This window comes from Paractinoplanes bogorensis, assembly GCF_018829635.1.
GTDB lineage: Bacteria > Actinomycetota > Actinomycetes > Mycobacteriales > Micromonosporaceae > Actinoplanes > Actinoplanes bogorensis.
Genome location: NZ_JAHKKG010000008.1, coordinates 288904 through 309925, shown reverse-complemented (window position 1 = coordinate 309925; position 21022 = coordinate 288904). Strand labels below are relative to the sequence as shown.

Sequence of the window (21022 nt, the reverse complement as noted above, 5' to 3'; positions counted from 1 at the left end):
ACCTTTCCCTCGTACGGCCGGATCGTCCCCACACGCAGCCGGTGACCCGGAACCCTACTTACCCTCCGGCCGGACCGGGAGGGCAGGACACCCGCTGTGGCCTGTACTAATCTCCCGAAGTGACCGCGACGACGCCCGAACCCGATGAGCGCACCATCTACTCGTCCCAGCACCGCACCGGCGTCGACGGCGCGGCCTGGCCCACGTTCAGCGAGCCGGTGGTAGCCATGCTGCGGTCGGCCGGCGAGGTCCTGCACCCCGAACCGGCTGAGGTGCTGTGGGAGGCCGGGGATCCGTACCACCTCAACCTGGTCCTCACCGGCGGCGTCGAGCTCGTCGACCGCCGCGACAACCGGATCGTCTTTGTCGTCGAGGCGGGCGACTTCGTCGGTGAGCTGGGCATGCTGATGGGTCAGCGCGCCTTCCTGCCCGGTGTCGCCCGGCCGGGCACCACCCTGCTGCGGGTGGCCGTCGACGATCTGCGCCGGCTGATCGAGGTCTCGGTCGAGCTGAGTGACGTGCTGCTGACCGCGCTCGACGCCCGCCGCGAGATGCTCAAGCGGATGGGCGAGGGCGGCCTTCTCCTGGTCGGCGACGACGAGCAGGACCTGCACCATCTGCGCGACTTCGCCGAGCGCAACCACATCCCGTACCGCACCGTGCGGCGTAGCGACACGGACCTGCCCGGAAGCGGCGTTGCCGTCGTCACCGGCGAGCGCCGCGTCCTGGCCGATCCGACCACCCGTGACCTGGCCACCGCGCTGGGGATCGACCTGTGGAGCGTCCACGACGGCAGTCACTGCGACCTGCTGGTGATCGGGGCCGGGCCGGCCGGGCTGGCGGCCGCGGTCTACGGCGCCTCCGAAGGCCTGGACGTCGTCGTGGTGGAGGACGTCGCCATCGGCGGCCAGGCCGGCAGCTCGTCGCGCATCGAGAACTACCTCGGCTTCCCCCGCGGTGTGTCCGGCACCGAGCTGGCCCGATCGGCGATGCTGCAGGCGGTCAAATTCGGCACCCGGCTGGCCTCCCCACGAGCGGTCACCGCCTTGTCCCGCGACACCGACAACCGTTTCCGCGTACGCCTCGACGACGAGATCGATGTCTTCGCGTCGGCCGTGGTCGTGGCCAGCGGTGTCCGCTACCGCCGTCTGCCCCTGCCCGGCCTGGCCGCACTGGAAGGCCGCGGCATCTACTACGCCGCCAGTCAGCTCGAGTCCCCGCTGGTGGCCGGCCGCAACACCGTGGTGGTCGGCGGCGCCAACTCGGCCGGCCAGGCGGCCCTGTTCCTGGCCCGGACCGCCGGCCACGTGCACGTCCTGATCCGCCGCGACGACCTGCGCGAGACCATGTCCAACTACCTGGCTCAGCGCCTGCTGCACCACGACCGCATCACCGTGCACCACCGTTCGGAGCTGACCGCGGTCCACGGCGACACCCGCCTGACCGCCGTGACCTGGCGCGAGCACGACCACGACGTCACGCTCGACACGGCCGCCGCTTTCCTGATGATCGGCGCCGAACCGTGCACGACCGCGCTGGTCGACGCCGGCGTCGACCTCGACGACAAGGGTTTCGTCGTCACCCGCGACGGCTATGCGACCTCGCTACCGGGCCTGTTCGCCGTCGGCGACGTCCGCGCGGGCTCGGTCAAACGTGTCGCCTCGGCCGTCGGCGAGGGCTCGGTGGTCATCTCGGCCGTCCACTCCTACCTGGCCGGGCTCGACCGCTGAACGTCTCGTCAGTCTTTCTTGGGCAGGTTGTCGAACACGTGCGCCCGCTTGTCGATCAGGCTCTGGTGCACGTGCAGGCCGGCGCCCATCTCGATCATCTGCGCACGGCTCATCGGCACGTCGAACTGCAGGACCGCGTACACCTCGGGCGACATGACGATGACCAGCTGTGTCATGGCGGCTCCGTCCCCGATCAGTACCGCCTCCTTGCCGCCGACCTTCAACTTCGGCCCGGTCAGCTCGCCGAAGACCGCCTTATGCTCCAGGTAGATGCCGATCTTGCCCTCGAGGACGAGCGGATCGTCCTGTGCCGGCCGCCCCGAAGGGCCCGACGGCTGTCCCGAAGGGTCCACCACCGGTTCCGGGCTCCTGGGCGTGAGCGGAGCGATCGTCAAGGTGTCCTCCAGACCGCCCTGGACGTAGAAACCCTCGGGCACCGTGTCGACGGTGAAGCCCTCGGGCTGCCGGCCCGTGTAGTCGACGAGCCGCAACCCACTGGCCGTCGAAGCGGGGCCCCCGGAGATCGCGGACGCGGGAGGCGTACCGGACCCGCCGTTGGTCATGACGCCGGTGAGCGAGACGGTCGCGACCAGCGCGGCGACGCCGAAGGCCGAACCCGTGACGGCCCGGATCGTGCGACGCTGACGCACCGCCTTCTCCCCGCGGGCGATGTCCGCCATGATCGCTTCCTCGGAGACCGGCTCCACCGTGCCGCCGAGACGATCCATCCGGGCCCGGAAGTCATTCATCACTGTGCTCCTTGCGGCTCGAGCTGGGGAAATGAGAGGTGCGCGCGCAACTTCACGAGCGCGCGAGCGGTCTGGCTCTTCACCGTGCCCGGGGAGCACCGGAGAGCCTCGGCGGTCTGCGCGACGTCGAGTTCGTGCACGAACCGGAAGACGAGAACCGCCCGCATCCGGGGTGGAAGGGCGCGCAGGGCGGCAACGAGTTCGGCATCGATGTCATTGATGACCGCGGTGGTGGTGGACCGCTCCGGCAGCTCGGCGACGGGCCGGCCGAACCGCCCGGCTCGCCTGCGCTCGTCCATCAACGCGTTGACCAGGGCCCGGCGGACGTACGCGGCAGCATTGTCCGCCCGCCGGAACGAAGCCCACGAGATGTAGAGCTTCGTCAAAGCGGCCTGCACCAGATCTTCGGCGAGGAACGCGTCACCGGCCGCCAGCAACCGAGCGGTATAGAGCATCTGGCCCCTTTGCGCGGCAACGAAGTCGTGGAACTGTGCGTTCCGCTCGGATCCGCCCGAGCCCTTCTGCTGTTTCACACCACCACGACCCACGCACCCCTGTCCCCGGTTGCACCGCCGGCGGACCAATCTCCCGGGCCGGCCGCACCATTCATTGACGTACAGCGATGGCCGAGCCGGGCCGGCGGAGCTATGTTGATCGACACCGCTTCCGGTGGGCAAGGTATCGCGCTGGGCCACATCGAGCCGGAGACCGGCCGGCCCGTGATCGAGTCGTGGACCACCGCCGTCGCCCAACCGTCCTGGCTCGACATCGCACCGGGCACCGGTCGCCTGTACGCGATCAGCGAGGTCTCCCCGGGCGGCACCGTCAGCGCCCTGACCGCCGACGCGGCGTGACTACGTCCTCGCCGTCGACCTGGGCGTGGACACGGTCTTCACCTACCGGCTGGACCCGGCCGCCGCGGCGCTCACGGAGGTCGGGCGGCTGACTCTGCCGACCGGCACCGGACCCCCGAACCTGGCCATCGATCCGACCGGAACCTGGCTGTACGTGGCGAACGAGCGCTCCGGCACCCTCGCCTGGTTCCCCGTCGACGCGGAGACCGGCACGCTCGGCCCGATGGCCGGCTCGCTCCCCGTGCCCGCGGTCGTCCAGATCCGCTTGGACTGAGCCGGTCGCGCTTCGATCTCCCCCATCACCCGGTCGACGGTGTCGTTCGGGCACAAGAAGCCGCTCAAGGGGCACAGCACGGAAACGCGAGCATCGACAGTTAGCAATGTTGTCGTAATACTTGTTTCGTCCTCGTAGCAGCGCGAACCACCCCGTACGGGAGGTCGTTCTCCGTGACAAACAATCCAGCTCTCGCGAACCGAACGCCGTCACGCCTCCGGCGTTTCCTGATCCTTCTCACCGCGGCGATCACCGCATTCGTCGGCAGCGTGGTCATCCAGCAGCAGCCCGCACAAGCCGCGTGGAACCTCGTCTGGTCCGACGAGTTCAACGGCTCCGGCGCGCCCAGCAGCGCCAACTGGAACTTCAACGTCGGCAACGGCCTCAACCCCGGCCTCAACTCGTTCGACGGCTGGGGCAACGGCGAGTGGGAGTGGTACCGCCCCGAAAACTGCACACAGTCCGGCGGCAACCTCGTGATGCGCGCCAACTGGCTGACGACGCCCATCACGGTCAACGGCCGCAACTTCTACCAGACGTCGTGCCGCATGACGACGGACACCAAGAGATCCTTCCAGTACGGCCGCATCGAGGCGCGCATGGCGCTCCCGACCGCCACCGGCTCGTGGCCGGCGTTCTGGATGCTCGGTGACTCGTGCGACGAGACGTCCACGAGTTCCTACAACCCGGCGCAGACCTACTACGACCGCCTGCCCACCAACTGGGCCAGTTGCGGCGAGGTCGACATCATGGAGCACGCGAACGCGAACGCGACCGTCACGAACAACATCTTCTGGGATCTGCGGACCGGCGTCTTCCCGTGGACAGCGGGCCAGAACGCCAACTACGTCGCGAACCCCGGCATCAGCAATCCCGCCGCCTTCCACGTCTATGCGATCGAGTGGACGGCCGCGCAGATCCGCTGGTACATCGACGGCGTGCAGACCCACGTGATCGACACGACGCCGGCGACCCTGGAGGAGTTCCGCAAGCCGTTCCACATCATCTTCAACCTGGCGCTGGGCGGCTCGTACCCCGGACAGAACCCCGTGCAGAGCCAGTTCCCGCTCACCGCATCGATCGACTACGTGCGCTACTACCAGGACGGTGGGAGCACGCCGCCGCCCACCGGCGGCGCCGCGACCCAGATCAACGGGCCGGGCGGCAAGTGCGTGGACGTGGCCGGGGACAACACCGGCGGCAACGGTGCGGCCGTGCAGCTGTGGACGTGCCAGGGGTCCTCCGTGTCGACCGACCAGCAGTGGAGCTGGAACGGCCAGACCCTGCGGACGCTGGGCCGGTGCCTCGACGTCAACGGTGCGGGCACGGCCAACGGCACGGTGGTGCAGCTCTACGACTGCAACGGCAGTGGCGCCCAGAACTGGGTCCAGGAAGGCAACCGGTTGCGCAACCCGAACTCCAACCGGTGCCTGGACTCCCCGTCGGGCTCGACCGCGAACGGCGCGCGACTACAGATCTGGGACTGCAACGGATCGGCCGCACAGAGTTTCGTGAAAGCTGCGTGACGACTGGCGCCTACTCGGAGCGCCCTAAGGCGATCGCGGCCGCATGGGCTCGATCATGCGCACCGATCTTGGCGAAGATCGAGTTGATGTAGCTCTTCACGGTGGCCACGCTGAGAAACAGATCGGCGGCGATGCGGGCGTTGTTGTGCCCGAGCGTGATCGCCTCCAGCACGTCGGCCTCGCGTGCCGTCAGCGCCGGAAACCGTTCGCGCAGAAGAGGTTGAGGCTGGTCCGCGGTCGTGAAACCGCGGACCAGCCGGTCGGCGATCTCGGCCGCGAAGGTCGCCTGCCCCGAGGCCACCGAGCGCAGCGCGGCCGTCAGCTCGGCCCGGCCCGCGTCCTTCGTCAGGTAGCCGCGGGCACCCGCTCTCAGCGCCCCGGCCAGCGACTCGTCATCCGCGTACGTGGTCAGCACGAGAACCGCCGTCGACGGCGCCGACGCCATGATCTGCGCCGTGGCGCCGGTTCCGTCGAGGTTCGGCATGCGCAGGTCCATCAGCACGACGTCGGGCCGGAGTTCGAGGGTGAGCCGCACGGCCTCCACGCCGTCGGTCGCCGCCCCGACCACTTCGACGCCGTCGGCCAGTCCGAGCACGGTCACCAGGCCATCCCGTACGGTCGCCTGGTCGTCGGCCACAAGCACGCGGATCATCCCGTCACCTCTCCCGGCAGGGTCAGCACCACGCGGAAGGGTGGCCCCGGTTCCACTCTCATCGTGCCGCCCGCCTCGGTGACACGCTCCCGCATCCCGCGTAAACCGTGCCCGCCACCGGGTGACGAAGTGCCGGCGCCCGAACCGGGTGTGGTGGCCGTGACGACGAGCGAGTCGCCCTCCCGGTCCAGGTCGAGGGTCGTGGTCTCGCCGGGCGCGTGCCGCCGGGCGTTCGTCAGCAACTCCCGTACGGCCCAGGACACAGTCGTGCCCGCCGCGTCCGCGTCGCCCCGGACGACGACCTGCCCGCCCAGCGCCCGATGGGCCGCCACCAGCTCTGCCACCGACAACCCTGGTTCCCGCAGCGCGCCCACCGCGCGCCGGGCCTCGCCCAGCCCCGACACGGCGAGCTGCCGCGCCGCCTGGACCTTGTCCCGGGCCTCGCCCCCGCGGCCGGCCTCGAGCAGCGCGTCGACCGCGTCGAGCTGAATGACCAGGCCGCCGAGCGAATGGGCCAGGACGTCGTGCAGGTCCCGCGCGATCCGGGAACGTTCGGTGAGCGCCGCCACCGCGACCTGCTGTTCGAGCAGCGCCCGGGACTGTTCCTCGGAGATCCGCTGCTGCCGGCGGCCGAGCCCGGCCAGACCCACCACCAGCAGGGTGGCCAGCGCGCTGATCAGTTGTTCGCGGGTGGTCGGCGCGATCAGCGCACCGGCGCCGATGAGGACGACTCCGCCGCCGGTGGCCGTGGCGACCAGTCGCAGGGGCACCGCCGGCATCGCGGTGAGGACGAGCATGCCGACGATGGCCGGAACCAGGCCGGTCACGTGGGTCGGGGTCGCCACCAGCGATCCGCCCGCGATCATGCCGAGCGCGACGCCGACCCGCTCGCGGCCGCGGTTCTCCGGCAGTGCGACGTAGATCGCCCACAGCACCCAGCTCGCCCAGGCCACCACGACCAGGACGAGCGGGAGGTCGTCGAGGGCGTCCCGGGCGTAACCCAGGCCGACCAGGACCAGCCCGAACACGTTGAGCACGACCGGGGTGCTCCGGCGCCGGGCCGCGGGTTTCGCCACGACGGCTATCTTCCCGCCATCGCCGGCGTCCGGTGGGGCAGCCGCGCCGAGATCACCAGCGCACTGGCGATCCGGTTGAGCGCCAGGACGAGCAGGATCGAGCCGGTGGCCACCGCCATCTCCGAGCCCATCTGATGGCCGATGACGTCGATGAGCACCCGTACGGCGATGAGCCCGGCCCAGATGCCGACGCCGGCCCACCCCGTACGAGTCTCGACGGCCCGAGGATCCACCGGTGACGGCCGGAAGCGCGCGATCCGGCCCATGACCGTGCCCGAGGCGAGCGCCAGCACGGCCGAGACGCCCAGGACCGCGACGTCGATCGGTTTGATCGTGGTGAACTGCTGCGACATCGACACCAGGCCGGCGATGCCGAGAACGATCGGCAGCTTGAACATCCTCGTGGGGTCGGCGGCCCGCCAGCGCAGTTGCCGCGAGCAGATCCAGGCGACGAGGGCCAGGCCGATGAGCGCGTTGATCAGTGTCGTCGAAGTCATGACTCGAGCATCGGCCGATCGGACCCGGGCCAGTACCACCCACGGGTGGTAGTTGCGGACACCCGTGGGTGGTGCCGTTCCCGGCGGGGCCGGCCCTCACGTCGTACGGGAAAGCCTTGATCGCCCTCGGTCAGGCCGGGGTGGTGCCTGGTTACGGGAGGGGCTCGGTGTCCGGCGGGGGTGTCGTGGGCAGTTCCTGGTCACCGCCGGTCGGGTAGAACTGGCCCCACACGTGGACCTCCGACACGCCTCGTCCCCCGCAGCGGCCCCTGGAGCTGCGGGCGTGCACCATCACCCCCGTGGTCTTGGGGGCCTTGATGTCCGGAGCCTGGGAGAACGGCTGGATCCAGTTGCCGTAGCCGACCTTGTACCAGTTCTCCGACCCCTGCTGGTTCTGCCAGGCGACGTGCACCTCGGAGGGGTTGACCCGGTACCCCGCGGGAGCGGTCACCTTCACCCACTCCGAGTCCTTCGAATCTCGCGCGCCGGTGCGGCAGTCGGTGCCTCGGGTCGTCGCGTTGACGACGAAGTCGAATCCGGGCTCGGTGCGGGCCACGGGGCCCTCGGGGGCCGATCCCGCCGCGAACGCGGCCGGGGCCGAACCGGCACTTACCGCCATCGCCAGTCCGACCGCGACGGCAAGCCTGGGAAACCTCATGCTGACTCCTACCACTTCTCCGCTGGCCAGGCCCGGAGTGGCCTGGCTGGTGATGTCGATGGTGTCGGCGCCACGACGTCGCGGTCATCCGTCGGCTGCTGGTGATGCGCGGCTACCGCAGCTGACGTACGGCGTTACCTCTGTGTCACATAAGTAATAATTCGGACATGACAACGCCTGACTCTCCCCTTCTTGTGTCGTTGCATCCGGTGGCCGGCCTGGACGACCTGGAGCACAGCAGCGTGGCCTGGGGGACGCTGATCGACCCGGGTCTGGCCCTGCTCAGCACCGAGGAATCCGAACCGGGCACGCGGTCGTGGCCCGCGACGCTGCGATTGCTGGCCGGACCCGCGCAGCCGGGGGATTCGCTGCTGGAGGCATCCATCGCGCGCGTACTGCACCTGACCGTGCCGGGATGCCGCTCCTATCTGGTGGTGGAGGCGGGCCTCGAGGACTGGGATCTTTCCCGGACCCGGCTCTGGCATCCCGGGACGGCAGACGACTTCGACGCCCCGGCCGCGGTACTGGCCGACCAGGTCCTGACCCGATGCACTCCCCCGTCACCCGCCTGGTTCGACCACGCGGCCAAGGCCCGGACCGGGTTCGGGAAGGTTCCGCGCCCGTACCCGTTCACTTTCGGGTGGCTATCGGATCGGGCGCCCGAGCCGGATCCTGGTTTCAGCCACAACCGTCGCCCGAAACCGACCTGGGTGGCCTGCCTGCGCAGGTGGCTGGGACAGAACAGGTAGGTATGCGCACACCCACGAGGACCGGCCTCAGCCGCACGATGAGCCTGCTCGTGCCGGTGATCGCCTGGACGATCGACGTCGCCCACGAGCAGATGCTCCCCGAATTTCGCACACCGAGCCTGGCGGTGAGCGCACTGGTGTTCGCCACGCTCTATCTGCGGGGCACACGGCCGGTCCTGGTGCTGATGGTGCAGCTGGCCTGGTCCGCCGGCGCCTGGTCGTGGCCGGTGCCGTGGCTGGGAGTCGCCTATCCGCTGGCCGGTTCGCTGGTGGCGCTCCAGGCGCTGGCCGCGCGACGCTCACCGGCCCTCTCCTGCGGTGGTCTGGCGGCCACCACGATCGTGTTCTTCCTGCAGCTGATCCTGTCGGAGTCGTCCTCGTGGCCCGAACTGCTGGCCTCGTTCGTCATCACCGTCACGGCGTGGGCCCTCGGCTACCGGCGTTATGCCGCGGCCGCCGCGCAGGATGCGGCCACCAGCGACGCGTTGCGCACCGAACGACTGCGGCTGGCCCGCGATCTGCACGACATCGTCACGCACGCGATCAGCGCGATCGTGCTGCAGGCCGCGGGCGCCCGAGCCGTGATCGCCGCCGATCCGGACCGGGCCACCCGGGCCCTCGACGCGATCGAGACGAGCAGTGTCCGGGCCATGGACGAGCTGCGCCGCCTGCTCGGGTTGCTCCGCTCGGCCGGCGGCGACGTCACGCCCGATCTCGACCGGCAGCCCGGACTGCGCGACATCGGCGAGCTGCTGGACTGGGCCCGGGCCAACGGGCTGACTCCGGCGACCACGGTGCGAGGCGAGCCCGGCCGGCTGGACGACTTCACCAGCCTGGCCGCCTATCGGCTGGTTCAGGAAGGCCTGACCAACACCCTCAAGCACGCCGGGCCCGGGACCGCCGTCGAGCTGCTCCTGCACTGGGGTGACAAGCACCTCGACATCCGGCTCCAGGACCGGCCGTCCGGGCGTCGCAGCCTCGGCCGCGGCCGGCTCAACAGCGGGCACGGCCTCCTGGGACTTCACGAGAGGATCGCCGTGGTCGGCGGAACACTACGGACCCAGCCCACCGACGACGGCTTCGTCCTGGAGGCCCGGCTCCCGCTGGACCAGCACCACCGCAACGCTGCCGCGGGCCCCGCCTCCACCGGAAGGCTCGCCGCATGATCACCGTGCTGCTCGCCGACGACCAGTCACTCATCCGGGCCGGCATCGCGATGCTGCTCACCGCTCAGCCCGACCTCGACGTGGTGGCCGAGGCCGACGACGGCCGGCAGGCCGTGAACCTGTGCGCCGTGCATCGCCCGGACGTCGTGGTGATGGATCTGCAGATGCCGGTGATGAACGGCATCGAGGCCACCCGGCGTCTGCTCAGTCCCGCCGCCGGTGACACCTACCGGCCCCGGATCCTGATCCTGACCAACTTCCACGACAACGACAACGTGCACGAGGCGCTCCGGGCCGGAGCGGCCGGCTTCCTCATCAAGGACAGCTCCCCGGCCGAACTGCCGGCCGGGATCCGCACCGTCGCCGCCGGACATCATTACCTGCATCCGGTGGTAACCGGCGGTGTCATCGCCAGCATCACGGCCCAGCCCACGGCCGGACAGCCGCTGCCGGGCATCCTGGACCGGCTCACCCCGCGTGAACGCGAGATTCTCCGCCATATGGCCTACGGCCTGGGCAACGGCGAGATCGCCGTCCGGTTGTTCCTGTCCGAGGCGACCGTCCGTACCCACGTCAGCCGGATCCTGATGAAACTCGGCGTCCATGACCGCGCCCAAGCCATCGTCGTGGCCTACCAGAACCACCTGGTCCGCCCGCCCCGGACATCGGAGGGTGAAGCAGCACCATCTGACCAGCAGTGACCACACAGGAACGGTCAGCGATATCGTTCGGCTCACCACCCGTCGGAAGGGCACACCATGCCGGATCGCCGCCCGATGCGGGCGCCCGTCCGCCTGGCCGTCTTCCTCGTCTGCGCGGCCGCGATCGTCGTCCTGGTGGCGGGCGCCCCGCCGAGATCCGGAATGCTGGCGTCGGTCAGCACGCGCCTGGCCGCGCTGCTCATTCTGGTCATCACGCTCTTCCTGCTCACCCGCCGCAACTACTACCGGCCCCTGATCGAATCGCACGCCGACACCGAGATCTGGCCCCTGCCCAACAGCTACGTCTATGTGGTCCAGCGTGGAGCCGGCGTCACCGGAATGGCCGGTGCCCTCACCGTCGAACAGGCCAAGACCTTCGCAATGGCGACCCTGGCGCCGACCAGCCTGCGCGAGCGGCTCACGGAGCGCTACGAGCCCGGCCAGCGCACGCTGACCCAGCGGGTGACCATCGACGCCCATCTGCCCGAGGTGCTGCGGAGCCGCACGACGGACGGTCCGCCCCCGACCGTCCTGTTCCCGCTGCTGATCCCGCCAAAAGGCCTGCTGATCGACAACCTGCGGGTCTTCGCGGCCGACGGCGCGGAACTGCCGATCCTGTCCTACCGGCAATATCTGACCTTGACCGCCCAGGTGCTGCGGACCCTGCTCAACGTCGCCTACCGGGAGCCCCTCGACCCGGCCCGGCACCACGAAGCCTTCGCCGCCGAACATCTCGCGCTGTCCGCCATCATGCGGCGCGGCCGGGACAAGGACGTCTCCGGCGCCGGGGCGCTCAAGGCCCTCGACGCCCCCGGTGAGAGCGCCATCCACATGGCGGCCGGCCTGGCCGAACGGCTCGCCTCGAACTACGTCGTCGTCGCGGCCGTTCCGTGGCCGGCCGAGAACCGCTTCGTCGTGACCTACGAACGGCAGATCACTCCACAGCTGCAGCTGGCCGACCGCAGCTCCGGCTGGATCCCCTGGTTGAAAGGCCGCGCCCGGCTGCTGCTCGGTTCGCGGCCGGTCGACATCACGGTCCCGCTCGAAAACGCGTGCACCGCGCAGAGCTATCACCTGCTGGTCGACGGCCAGGACGGCGTGTACGTCGGCTCTCAGAAATCTCCGCAGCTGACCACCTACTGCCGGGCCCACGACCGGCGCATCCGGGAGGTCACGCTGCAGGCGAGCGGCAATCCCCCGGCACCGCCCTACTTCCGGTTCCGGCGGCGGGCCGGCCAGCAGTACGCCCACTTCTACACGCGGTTCTTCCCCGAGCCGGTCCCCGGCCTGACCGGCGGCGACTCCCTGCCGAGCGTCCGCTTCCGATTCTTCGAGACACCGCCCGGATCGGTCTTCCGAGCCGGCGTGGCGGCCGTGTCGGCGACCGTACTGATCTGGCTGATCGGTTTCGTCTCGTCCAGCACGGGCGACCCTGGCACCGACGCGCCGGCCTTCCTCCTGGTGTTCCCAGCCATCGCGGCCGCCTGGCTGGGCTACGAGGGCACCACCGCGGCCAAACTGCTCGAGGGAACCCTGGCCGCCCGCCTCTCGCTGATGGTCACCGCCTCGACGTCGCTGGCCGCCTGCGGTCTGTTCATGGTCTACAAGGCACAACTCCCCTACCTGCACGGGGTGAACCCGGCCGGAATGCGAGTCCTGGGCATAGCCTCACTCGGCTGGACGATCCTGGCCCTGATCAGCATCCTGAACGCCGGCACGATCAGCTTCCTCTACCTGATGCGCAGCTGGGAGTTCGCCTACCTGGCGTCCCGCGACGACGAACTGACAGATCACAAAGTGCACGTGGATAGCGGTGACACGAAGCGCTACCGTGAACGTGTCGGACGCCGCGGCGACCGTTGATCCCTTCCAGTGACAGCCGCGGTGCCCGGTCCGCCGCGGAGGAGCCATGACCAGCAAGACCGACGAAGACAGATTCAAGAAATCCGGCGCCGACTCCACCTACTACGTCGGCACCCACGACTGGCCGATCGGCTCGGTGAGCGGCGTCCCGGTCGACGAGCTGATCCGGGTGATCGGCGACTTCGACGAGTTCTACGGTCCCGCGGTACAGAGCCTGGCCAAGACCGAGGTCCCCGCCGAAACAACCTGACCGGCTCGACCGTTCAGGGGAGGCCGACCTTGCCGGCCTCGGGCCCGGGTATCACGCCGGTCATCGCCAGCAGGGCGACCAGGGGATTGAGGACCTGCTCGGGTCGGGTGCCGCGTTCCAAACGGCGGTCGGCGCCCTCGTCGGCACCGGTCGCCGAGACGAAGTGCAGGGTGCACCGTCTGAACGCCTCGAACGGCCGCAACGATCCGTGCGCACCGACGCTGTGCAGGTAGGCGTAAACGTCACGGCTCTGGGCGTATATGCGGGCAGCCTCCAGAGGAGGTCTCTCCACGGCTCGTAACCAGCGGTCGACTGGTGGCTGGTAACGCATGCGGTCGGCCTTGGTGACGGCGATAACCACCGGGAGGCGATCCGCCCCGCCGGGTATGGCCCGGAGCCGTTCAGTGGCCAGCTCGAAGCTCCAAGCGGCATGACCGGCCGGGGAGTCGTCCAGGCCGTGGACGAAGATCGCGGCGTTGGTGGCACTCAGGAAGCGCGTAGAGAGGCCGAACACGGACGTGCTCTCGAGGTCTTCCCCGGCGACGTCGAAGAAGGCCACCGGGCGGGTGACGCCGGCGGAGCGCAGCAGCAGCATGGTCGCCGCGTCCATGATGCCGCTGCGCGTGCCGGGCAGGATCTCCCCGCGGGCGAACGGCTCCAGATGTGTCCGGCTGAAGGATTCGTGCCACCGGAAGTCCATAACGCTGGCCGCCACTCCGTAGCCTGACAGGCCGCCGCGGAGCACCTCGCTGATCATGGCGGTGAGCAGGTAGGTCTTGCCGGACATGGACGGACCGATCAGGGCGACGACGAGCGGATCGGGGTGATCCAGGTAGGCGGCCGGCAGATAGTGCTCAGACATGTCGCCCGACGGGTTGGGGCAGTGGATGTATCCGCCACTGCGGATGTAAGCCTGCCGGGCCGGGGGCATGCGAGAAACGTCGACCGTGTTGTAGGAGAAGCTTTCCTCATCGAAAACCGACAGGGGGAGGCCACCCGACGGGAACTCGTCGGCGCAGATCGGGCACTGAACCACCCGGGGCGTAGGAGACGTCATGCGGGCGTCACCGTCCCGGGTTCCGTTGCCACCAGCGACGGCGGCCGGTCGTAAGCGACTCCGGCGTTGCGGGCCGTTGGCTCTGTGCTATCGCGTCGAATCTCCGCCATCCTTCGACGAGGGCGGCGTCGTGGTCGGCCATCAAAGGTCGGGGCACGTCGGATCGTAGCCGTTGGAGCAGTTCGGCGGCGGTCGGTCGCAGTTCGGTCGGCTGGAACACACCGTCGAGCAGGGTTCGAAGGCGCTCCGTGTCGTGAAGCTCAGACGAAGGGCGGCCTTGGCCCCTCACAAGGCGTATGACACTCCCAGCGCCGGCGACGTCTTCCCGCGGGTCCGCCGGTCGGTCGACGCCGGTCGACGCGGTCTCGAAATCGACGAGCTGAACGCTGGTACCGTCCCAGCGAAGCGATTCCCACGTAACCGCACCGTGCACCACCTCGGCCAGGGCCGTGAAGTGCAGGGCGCGGAGAAGGCTGACCTCGAAACGCCGACGCTGCGAGCCATCGGTGACGAGAGCCGGACTCGGCGCGGGTTGGCCGGAGTACGGAAGGAACAACAGAAACGGTTCCGCGACGTCCACGTTGTAGCCCGCCAGCCGCGGCAGTTCAGGCGGGACGTCGCCGCCGAAGACACGGGACAGGTGAGCCGTCGCCCGGATCTCGTTGTCCAGCCGGTCGTACAGCCGCGGATCGGCTCGCCCGGCCTCGATCGTCACCGACTTGTGGACGAAGAACCGGCCGTTGGTGTGCGACACCAGCCGCTGGCTCAGACGCGAGCCCGGCGTCGTGAACGCGCCGGCGTCGGTGAGCTGGATCCGTCGCCGAGCGCCGCGGACGTCGCGGATCAGCGTTTCCACAGCGTCTCGATCCGACTCGGGCACGGCCATCGGGGCGGTACCGGCCATCGGGGCGGTACCGGCCGGCACGGGAGGTGGAGCGATGCGGGCCAGCGCCTCCGGGCGCAGCAGAGCGAACCTGCGCCCGGCCCGGCCCTGGGCTGAGCCAGCCGCCCCGGGCTGAGCCAGCAGCGCGGAGAAGCCCGCGCCAGCCGACCCGGCCCGCTCCTCGATCACCCGGGAGATGCTTCGCAACACCTCCGCCGCGCTCAGCGACTGTGATCGGGTCAGCGTGCTCAGCATCAGTTCAGCCGTGCCTTCGACGAAGGTGAACTCGGTCGCGCGCAACGGATCGGGCCGGAACAGCCCGCTCAGAATCACCTCGGCCAGGTGCGCGGGGACGCTGCGACCGAACACCGCGTGCTGGACCAGCCGCATCACCGGGAGGGACGGCACGGTCATGGCGATGTAGCCGGCCAGGCGGAACGCCTCGGGTGAGGCCGATGCCCGGAAGCGGAGCACCCGCTGTTCCGGGGTGAGAGCGAAGCCCGCGGCGGCGCTCGTCGTGGAGCGGACCGGTCCGCCCAGATGAGCGACTGCGGTGGGGAAGCCGGCGCTGGGCGCTCCAGCCACGGTGGCGGCCCACCCGGCGAACCACGGCGCGGCCAGTTCGAGGACCGGCGTGCCGACGCCGGCCACGTCTACCCGTGCGAAGTCGAGAGACGGCGTGAACGACGCCTGCGCGTTGGGAAGTCCCGGCCGGACCACCTTGATCGTGCCGGGAACGGCCGGCGCGGCCGTGCGGCTCCACAGGTGCTCGGGCAGGGGCTGAACGACGGCGACCGGCGCGCGGCGGCCCCACTCGGCCAGCACCCGGCCGGCCGTGCCGCGCCACCAGCCCTCACCGGAGCAGTCGCTCAGCACGAGAACGGCCTGGCGGCCAGTGGTTCCGTGGATGGCCGAGGGAGGCAGCCGGTGTCCGGCTGTCCCTGACGGGCCGATGACCGGCCGGCCCGGCCGAGGATCGAGCGACCACCGTCGTACGGTCGAGAACGCTCCGAGCTGGATCAGCAGGCGTTCCAGCTCGGCTGCGTGCTCACGCCAGATGGTCATGCTGGGGCTCGTGTCCACGACGAGGTCGAGGCGCAGCCATCGCTCCTCGGCCGGGATCAGGGCGACCCGGGTCGTCCGGCGGCCCGAACGCAGCCGGTCGTCGGCGATGTTCTCGACGGTGGCGGTCTCGTCGAGGATGGCCCCGTGCGTTGACCGGACTCGTCGCTTGAGCGGGCGCAACGCCCGTTGCAACGCCAACCGGTCGTGCAGGGCGCTGACCAAGGGCACGGCCAGCGACCGGAACGACCCGCCCGAAGCGGGGCCGTCCCCGCAGGGCCGGGCGTGCAAGCCTTGGCGGGCCGGCGGCGCTTCGGGCGGGCCGGCGGGCCATGCCGGTCGCTCGATCGGGCCGGGGGCGCCGCCGGGCGATGCCGGACCGGCCGGGGCGGCATCCGGCGAGGTGGCGACCGGCGTGGGTGCCGGGTGGCCGTCGACGTGCGCCGCCAGCCACAACAGGTCGGCGACCTCGACCGCCGTCAGCCGGTCGGCGACTACGCCGGCGAGGACGTGCCGGACGCGGTCAAAGGGCGTCATGGTCGAGCTCGCGGTCATCCGTGAGGTCCGGGGACAGGTAGGAGAAGATGCGGTCGGCCAAGGCGTGCCGGTCGACCGGGGAATCCGCGCGGTGCAGCAGATAGATCGCGTTCAGGAGCTGATCGGTGGCCAGGTCGCCCACGGAACGTCGTTCGAGGAACCGCTGGATCAGATCGGCGCTGCTGTCGGCCAGGTCGCCGAGGTGGGCGCGGACGATCCGGTCAAGCTGCTCGGGCCCCGGCTCCTTCACCTCTAGGCGGATGCACCGGCGCAGGAAGGCCGGCGGAAATTCACGCTCGGCGTTGCTGGTCATGACGACCAGGGGAAAGGCGCGGCATCGGACGGTGCCGTTGGTGATCATGACCCGATCGGTACTGCCGGCGATCGGCACCGACCAGTCAGATTGCTCGGCGGCGACCCGCATCAGCTCGGGGATCTCGTAGTCGCCCTTCTCGAAAATCGTGAGAAGGTCGTTCGGCAGGTCGTGGTCGCTCTTGTCGACCTCGTCGACGAGCAGCACCCGGGGATGCTCGTAGGGCAGCAGCGCCGTGCCGAGCGGGCCCAGTCGCAGGTAGGTGCCGAGGTCGTCGGCGCCCTGCTGCACCGCTTGCAGGCGGGACAGCGGGTCGTAGTGATAGAGGCCGTCCTTGAGGGTCGTGCGGCTGGTGATCGGCCAGTGCAGCACGGTACCGAGCCGCAGCTCGTGGGCGATCGCGTAGGCCAGGGTGGATTTGCCGACGCCGGGCAGGCCCGTCACGAGCAACGGCCGGCGCAGGTAGAGAGCCGCGTTGACCAGTTCGACGGTCTCGGGCTCGGGCTGGTAGGCCTCGGCCTGGTGCTGCTCGGCCCGACGCTGGGTGGTCACGGCGGTGTGCGGCCGGGGCAACACCGGCCCACCGTCGAACTGCCGCCACGGAGGTGGCTCCGGCAACCGGGTGATGCCGTCGTGCGGCCGGCCGGTTCCTTCGTAGATCTGCCAGGTCATCGGTATCCCTCGCTACTGGGCCAGCTCGAGCCGGCCGGCCTCGTGCGGTCTCGTGTCGGGGTCGTGCCAGAACAGGGTCACCGACCGGCACCGGGCCAGTTCGTCACGGGCGGACACGGCCGCAACACGTAGCTCGCGGACGCGATCGGGCAGGTTCCGGGGCGCGGTCGGCCCCAGTGCCCGCCGGAGTGTCTCGACGAACCGGGCACCATCGCAGCCCGCGTCGCCACCGTGCTCGTCGGCGCATTTGGTTCGCGGCCACAGGATGACCGGCAGACCGACGCTGAGCGCAGCGCGTACCGCTTTGTCCGACTCGGGGTTCCGCGGCGGTGTGGGAAGGGTCAGGATGCTGCGCGGGTCGCCGGTCAGCCAGGCAGCGAGGCCGCGGCGATCACGGCTATCGGCGCAGCGGGTCGCCCGGATCTCCGAGGTCGTCTGCCCGCCGAGGAGCTGCCAACGCCGACGGACCAGCCGGGATCGGTCGGCCGCCACGCCGGCCAAGCCGAGGTCCTGGACGACGACTGGATAGGTCAAGCCGATCGGCATCGCGTCCCGGTCCCCGGCACGCCACTCGTCCACCGGCTTGCCCAGCCACGACAACGGAAGCTCGAACCGGATCAGGACGTCCTCCGGGGCAACGCGCTCCGGGATCCGCTCGAGTGCCTCAGGCAGCACCTGCTCGACGTCGAACCGGACCGCGCCGACCGGTCGCCGGCCCGAGAGCAGCACGTGACCACCGTGATCGCCTGAGGAGGTGACCGTCAGCGAGACCTGGCTGTCATCGGCGCTCGGCGTGACCCGGACGACGACGGACCCGGTGCCCGGCCGGGCCGTGGCGGCCGCCGGACCGGCGTCGTCGTCCACCGACAGATGGGTCTTGAGCCAGCTGCGCAATTCGCCGTGCCAGCGGGCCGAGTCGGTGCGGCGCAGTAGGGCGAGACAGAAACGGGCCAGCGGGCCACCGGCCGGATCGCCGCTGGGCGCGATCAGCTCCTCGGCGACGAAACGGGCCGCCTCCCACAGGGTCGGTAGTGGCGGCGGCACCGGTCCGATGCCGGACGGAAGGCTGCTGTGGTAGATCGCGTACGGCGAGGCGTCGACCCGGACGCGGTCGAGCACCCGCCGGAGATCCTGCGCGGCTTCCCGGGCAAGGGTGCCGAGCGGCAGCAGGTCGGCCAGCGGGCTCCAGTAGGACCGGAGGACGTCCAGGGGCAGCATGAACCCACCACCGGTGACGGGCATCCCGCCCACCAGCATCCCGACGACGGCCCCGCTGTCGGCCAAGGTCACCGCCGACCCCCCGAAGCCCTCGGCCATCGGGACCGGGCGTGAGCCGAGGGGCTCGAGGGTCACCCGTTCGGTGCGGCCCGGCACGTCGTACGGCGCGCACACCCGAATGTCGACGCCGGCCTGGCCTGGGCCGTGCGGAAATCCGTGCACGAGCAGTTCGCCGGTGACGGCGCCGAGACGGCGGTCCCGCAGCTCCGTCGGACTGGCCAGCACCGCGGGCACGATCGGGACGGGCACGGCGAGACGTACCACCGCGACATCCCCGTCCGACCGTTCATCGTTCCACGGGCCCCGGAAGTCGACGCCGGCCTCGATCGACACCGCCACGGCGGCATGCGGGAACGTCACCCGGACCAGGCTGTGGCCCTCGATCGCCTGCGCGCGGGTGACCACATGGGTCGCGTCGACTAGGAACCCGAGGCCCAGCGGCTTGCCGTCGCCGGACTCCAGGCAGGCCAGCCAGGCCCACGACGACCCACGCGCCTCGGCGCCGGGCCAGGGCCGGCTCTCGCTCGCCGACACGTCCGTGACTGTCAACGGCCGGGCCAGTTCGGTCCGGATCAGATCGACGAAGCCCGCCTCGCCGAGCAGGCCGTCGGCCGGGACGGCCTCCAGGCGAGACGGCTCGAAGCCGGTCGGGTCGTCAGTGAGCAGACCTAGCACATGACGGCCGTCGGAGCTGAGAACGGCCGCGCCGGACATGCCCGACCACGGTGACCGGTCGAGCCGCACCTCGTACGGCAGGGCACTGACGACGTTGATCGCGTAGCGGCCGCTCCGGTGCCCGGTCGCAGGCATGATGAACCCGTCGAGCTGTTCCTCGGCGAGCGTGCCGTCCTCCGAGCGCTGCACCTGCGGATAGCCGATCGCGGTGCACCGCACGGGCTGCACACCCGACAGCGTGCCCCAACTGGTGTCGATACCGTGCCAGGGCCGGCCCGGCACCCGGACGAGGGCCGCGTCGAGCCCCGGATGCCGCCAGATGACCGTACCCGGCAGTTCCCCACCACGGCTCAAGACTCGGACGCCGGTCTCGTCCGCGACGACGTGCGCGGCCGTCAGCACCAGATCGGCGGTGACGGCATAGCCCGTACCACGGCCGCCGGGTGCGCGCAGCACCTCGACGACACGGGTGTGGACATCGGGGATCATCCGGCGCTCGACGCTCAGCTCTCGTCGCTCAGCTTGAGTTTGCGTTGGACACCGTCGCCGTTGACCTCAGGCTTGAGGACGAGCTTGACGAGGTGGGTCGCAGCGGTCGCGTTGTCGACACCCGCGCCGACGGTGACCACACTCCACAATCCCGCCTTGGCCTCACCCTTACGAGTGGCGGTCACGACGACCTGCAACTGCACCTCGACGCTCTCGCAGGCAAACGACAGATCCGCTCCCTGAGCCCGCTCGACCGCCTCGCGTAGCTGGTCACGCAGGCTTTCGAGCGCATCGGCGAGCAACAGGTCCCCACGCAGCAGGCCGCCTCCGGCCAGCCTTTCCGAACCGTCCATATCGGCTTCATACCTCATCTGACGGCACCGCAGCAGGGTCCGATAGGACAACTCCGCCGTACAACAGCGGCGGTCAAGATTCACGACGTTGGAACGGTCACGAGGTTTGGCGAACTCTCAACCGATCTCGAAGCTTCTCCGATCACCGTTTAGGTCGCCTCCCGCAATAGCCAGTTCACCGGACGTCGGCTGGCAGGATGCGGTTCCTGTCCGGCTGCCCGAAGACGATCAGCCGATCGACCTCGCCCATCAGGCAGACGCCACCAACCGATCCGCACCCCGACGTCCGCGAGGACCGGCTCCCTGAACCGAGCGGCCGCTGTCATAGAGAGCGCCGCCACGACGAAACAAAGCGTGAGCCGACCGGTCCGATCCAGCCGACAATCTCCGGACTGGAAGCGCACGCGTACGCCATGCGTAAAGCCGCCTAGCTGTTCTCGGCTATGTATTTGGCCGGGTCCTTGTCGGCGAACGACAGGCCTTCGCCCTGCGGGTGCTCGGCGAAGAAGCGCAGCCAGCGGGCTCCGAGGTCGAGCCGCAGTTCCCGGCTGGCGTGCTTGCGGAAGTCGGGGAGCACTTCGTCCTCCTCCTCGGCCAGGTGCTCGCTGTTCTCCGTGCGCGCCTGCCACACCCCCTTCCACCAGGCGTCCGAGCCGACCGGGTGCTTGCCCGCCGCCTCGATGCCGTCGCGGATCTTGTTGTGGTCGCGGATCGCGTCGTCGGTCTCCTCCTCGGCCTCGTCGCCACCCGCGTCGGTCAGCAGGTGCGGATAGAGGATCTCCTCCTCCGCGTCGGCGTGGATGTCGAGATGCAGGGCGAGTGGCGTCCAGATGGCTTCCAGCTCCTGCGGGGTCTGCGCGTCGTCCAGCCGGGCGAAGCCGACCCGGAACCGGTGGTGGTCCTCGAGAATCAGCGCGGTGATGTCATCCATGACAAGCACGCTACGGCCGTGCACCGG

General features: G+C 70.0%; 21 protein-coding genes. 9 read left to right on the top strand and 12 right to left on the bottom strand.

Annotation, left to right across the window (positions count from 1 at the left end; genetic code table 11):
• Positions 1–119: 119 nt before the first annotated feature.
• A complete protein-coding gene (locus KOI35_RS26985; protein ID WP_215791410.1) occupies positions 120–1730 on the top strand; it encodes an FAD-dependent oxidoreductase in 1611 nt (536 codons plus the stop codon).
• An 8-nt stretch (positions 1731–1738) separates the two neighbouring features.
• On the opposite strand, the gene KOI35_RS26980 is transcribed toward KOI35_RS26985, so the two are convergent.
• Together KOI35_RS26980 and KOI35_RS26975 are read right to left on the bottom strand one after the other, a co-directional pair.
• Positions 1739–2479 (bottom strand): hypothetical protein, encoded by a 741-nt coding sequence (locus KOI35_RS26980; RefSeq protein ID WP_215791409.1) that lies wholly within the window; start codon positions 2477–2479, stop codon positions 1739–1741.
• A complete protein-coding gene (locus tag KOI35_RS26975; protein ID WP_246613806.1) occupies positions 2479–2934 on the bottom strand; it encodes a sigma-70 family RNA polymerase sigma factor in 456 nt (151 codons plus the stop codon). Before KOI35_RS26975 ends, KOI35_RS26980 begins: the two co-directional genes overlap by 1 nt.
• Before the next feature lie 192 nt (positions 2935–3126).
• On the opposite strand from KOI35_RS26975, the gene KOI35_RS26970 reads away from it, so the two are divergent.
• The 3 genes from KOI35_RS26970 to KOI35_RS47670 all read left to right on the top strand — a co-directional run bounded on the left by KOI35_RS26970 (position 3127) and on the right by KOI35_RS47670 (position 5133).
• Positions 3127–3333 (top strand): beta-propeller fold lactonase family protein, encoded by a 207-nt coding sequence (locus KOI35_RS26970; protein WP_215791407.1) that lies wholly within the window; start codon positions 3127–3129, stop codon positions 3331–3333.
• Positions 3334–3358: 25 nt separating this feature from the next.
• Positions 3359–3607 (top strand): beta-propeller fold lactonase family protein, encoded by a 249-nt coding sequence (locus KOI35_RS47675; RefSeq protein WP_215791406.1) that lies wholly within the window; start codon positions 3359–3361, stop codon positions 3605–3607.
• Between the two features lie 173 nt (positions 3608–3780).
• The gene (locus tag KOI35_RS47670; protein ID WP_308121168.1) at positions 3781–5133 is read left to right on the top strand and encodes a ricin-type beta-trefoil lectin domain protein; all 1353 of its coding nucleotides are present in this window, start codon (positions 3781–3783) and stop codon (positions 5131–5133) included.
• A gap of 10 nt (positions 5134–5143) precedes the next feature.
• On the opposite strand, the gene KOI35_RS26955 is transcribed toward KOI35_RS47670, so the two are convergent.
• The 4 genes from KOI35_RS26955 to KOI35_RS26940 form a co-directional block, all read right to left on the bottom strand.
• Complete coding sequence (locus KOI35_RS26955; protein ID WP_215791405.1) at positions 5144–5785, bottom strand: response regulator transcription factor; 642 nt, start codon at positions 5783–5785, stop codon at positions 5144–5146.
• Complete coding sequence (locus KOI35_RS26950; RefSeq protein ID WP_215791404.1) at positions 5782–6861, bottom strand: sensor histidine kinase; 1080 nt, start codon at positions 6859–6861, stop codon at positions 5782–5784. The genes KOI35_RS26955 and KOI35_RS26950 overlap by 4 nt, the downstream gene beginning before the upstream one ends.
• Positions 6862–6866: 5 nt before the next feature.
• Positions 6867–7358, bottom strand: a complete 492-nt coding sequence (locus tag KOI35_RS26945) for a hypothetical protein (protein WP_215791403.1) — start codon at positions 7356–7358, stop codon at positions 6867–6869.
• 151 nt (positions 7359–7509) lie between these two features.
• A complete protein-coding gene (locus KOI35_RS26940) occupies positions 7510–8016 on the bottom strand; it encodes a hypothetical protein (protein ID WP_215791402.1) in 507 nt (168 codons plus the stop codon).
• A gap of 167 nt (positions 8017–8183) precedes the next feature.
• Between KOI35_RS26940 and KOI35_RS26935 the strand changes: the two genes are divergently transcribed.
• The 5 genes from KOI35_RS26935 to KOI35_RS26915 are packed head-to-tail and all read left to right on the top strand — an operon-like array spanning position 8184 to position 12745.
• Positions 8184–8765 (top strand): hypothetical protein, encoded by a 582-nt coding sequence (locus KOI35_RS26935; protein ID WP_215791401.1) that lies wholly within the window; start codon positions 8184–8186, stop codon positions 8763–8765.
• 2 nt (positions 8766–8767) lie between these two features.
• Positions 8768–9931, top strand: coding sequence for a sensor histidine kinase (locus KOI35_RS26930; protein ID WP_215791400.1), 1164 nt, complete (start codon positions 8768–8770; stop codon positions 9929–9931).
• Positions 9928–10632: a response regulator transcription factor gene (locus KOI35_RS26925; protein WP_215791399.1), complete on the top strand. Its 705-nt coding sequence runs from the start codon at positions 9928–9930 to the stop codon at positions 10630–10632. The genes KOI35_RS26930 and KOI35_RS26925 overlap by 4 nt, the downstream gene beginning before the upstream one ends.
• 57 nt (positions 10633–10689) lie before the next feature.
• Positions 10690–12495: a hypothetical protein gene (locus KOI35_RS26920; RefSeq protein WP_215791398.1), complete on the top strand. Its 1806-nt coding sequence runs from the start codon at positions 10690–10692 to the stop codon at positions 12493–12495.
• 46 nt (positions 12496–12541) lie between these two features.
• Positions 12542–12745 (top strand): hypothetical protein, encoded by a 204-nt coding sequence (locus tag KOI35_RS26915; RefSeq protein WP_215791397.1) that lies wholly within the window; start codon positions 12542–12544, stop codon positions 12743–12745.
• Between the two features lie 13 nt (positions 12746–12758).
• On the opposite strand, the gene KOI35_RS26910 is transcribed toward KOI35_RS26915, so the two are convergent.
• The 6 genes from KOI35_RS26910 to KOI35_RS26885 all read right to left on the bottom strand — a co-directional run bounded on the left by KOI35_RS26910 (position 12759) and on the right by KOI35_RS26885 (position 20995).
• On the bottom strand, positions 12759–13802 hold the full coding sequence (locus KOI35_RS26910; protein ID WP_215791396.1) for a TRAFAC clade GTPase domain-containing protein: 1044 nt from the start codon (positions 13800–13802) through the stop codon (positions 12759–12761).
• 7 nt (positions 13803–13809) lie between these two features.
• Positions 13810–16284 carry an SAV_2336 N-terminal domain-related protein gene (locus KOI35_RS26905; RefSeq protein ID WP_215791395.1) on the bottom strand — a complete coding sequence of 825 codons (2475 nt, stop codon included), beginning with the start codon at positions 16282–16284 and terminating at the stop codon, positions 13810–13812.
• A complete protein-coding gene (locus tag KOI35_RS26900) occupies positions 16271–17269 on the bottom strand; it encodes an AAA family ATPase (protein ID WP_215791394.1) in 999 nt (332 codons plus the stop codon). The genes KOI35_RS26905 and KOI35_RS26900 overlap by 14 nt, the downstream gene beginning before the upstream one ends.
• 12 nt (positions 17270–17281) lie before the next feature.
• The gene (locus tag KOI35_RS26895) at positions 17282–19711 is read right to left on the bottom strand and encodes a VMAP-C domain-containing protein (protein ID WP_215791393.1); all 2430 of its coding nucleotides are present in this window, start codon (positions 19709–19711) and stop codon (positions 17282–17284) included.
• 14 nt (positions 19712–19725) lie between these two features.
• The gene (locus tag KOI35_RS26890) at positions 19726–20064 is read right to left on the bottom strand and encodes a trypco2 family protein (protein ID WP_215791392.1); all 339 of its coding nucleotides are present in this window, start codon (positions 20062–20064) and stop codon (positions 19726–19728) included.
• Between the two features lie 427 nt (positions 20065–20491).
• Complete coding sequence (locus tag KOI35_RS26885; RefSeq protein WP_246613805.1) at positions 20492–20995, bottom strand: hemerythrin domain-containing protein; 504 nt, start codon at positions 20993–20995, stop codon at positions 20492–20494.
• Positions 20996–21022: the final 27 nt, after the last annotated feature.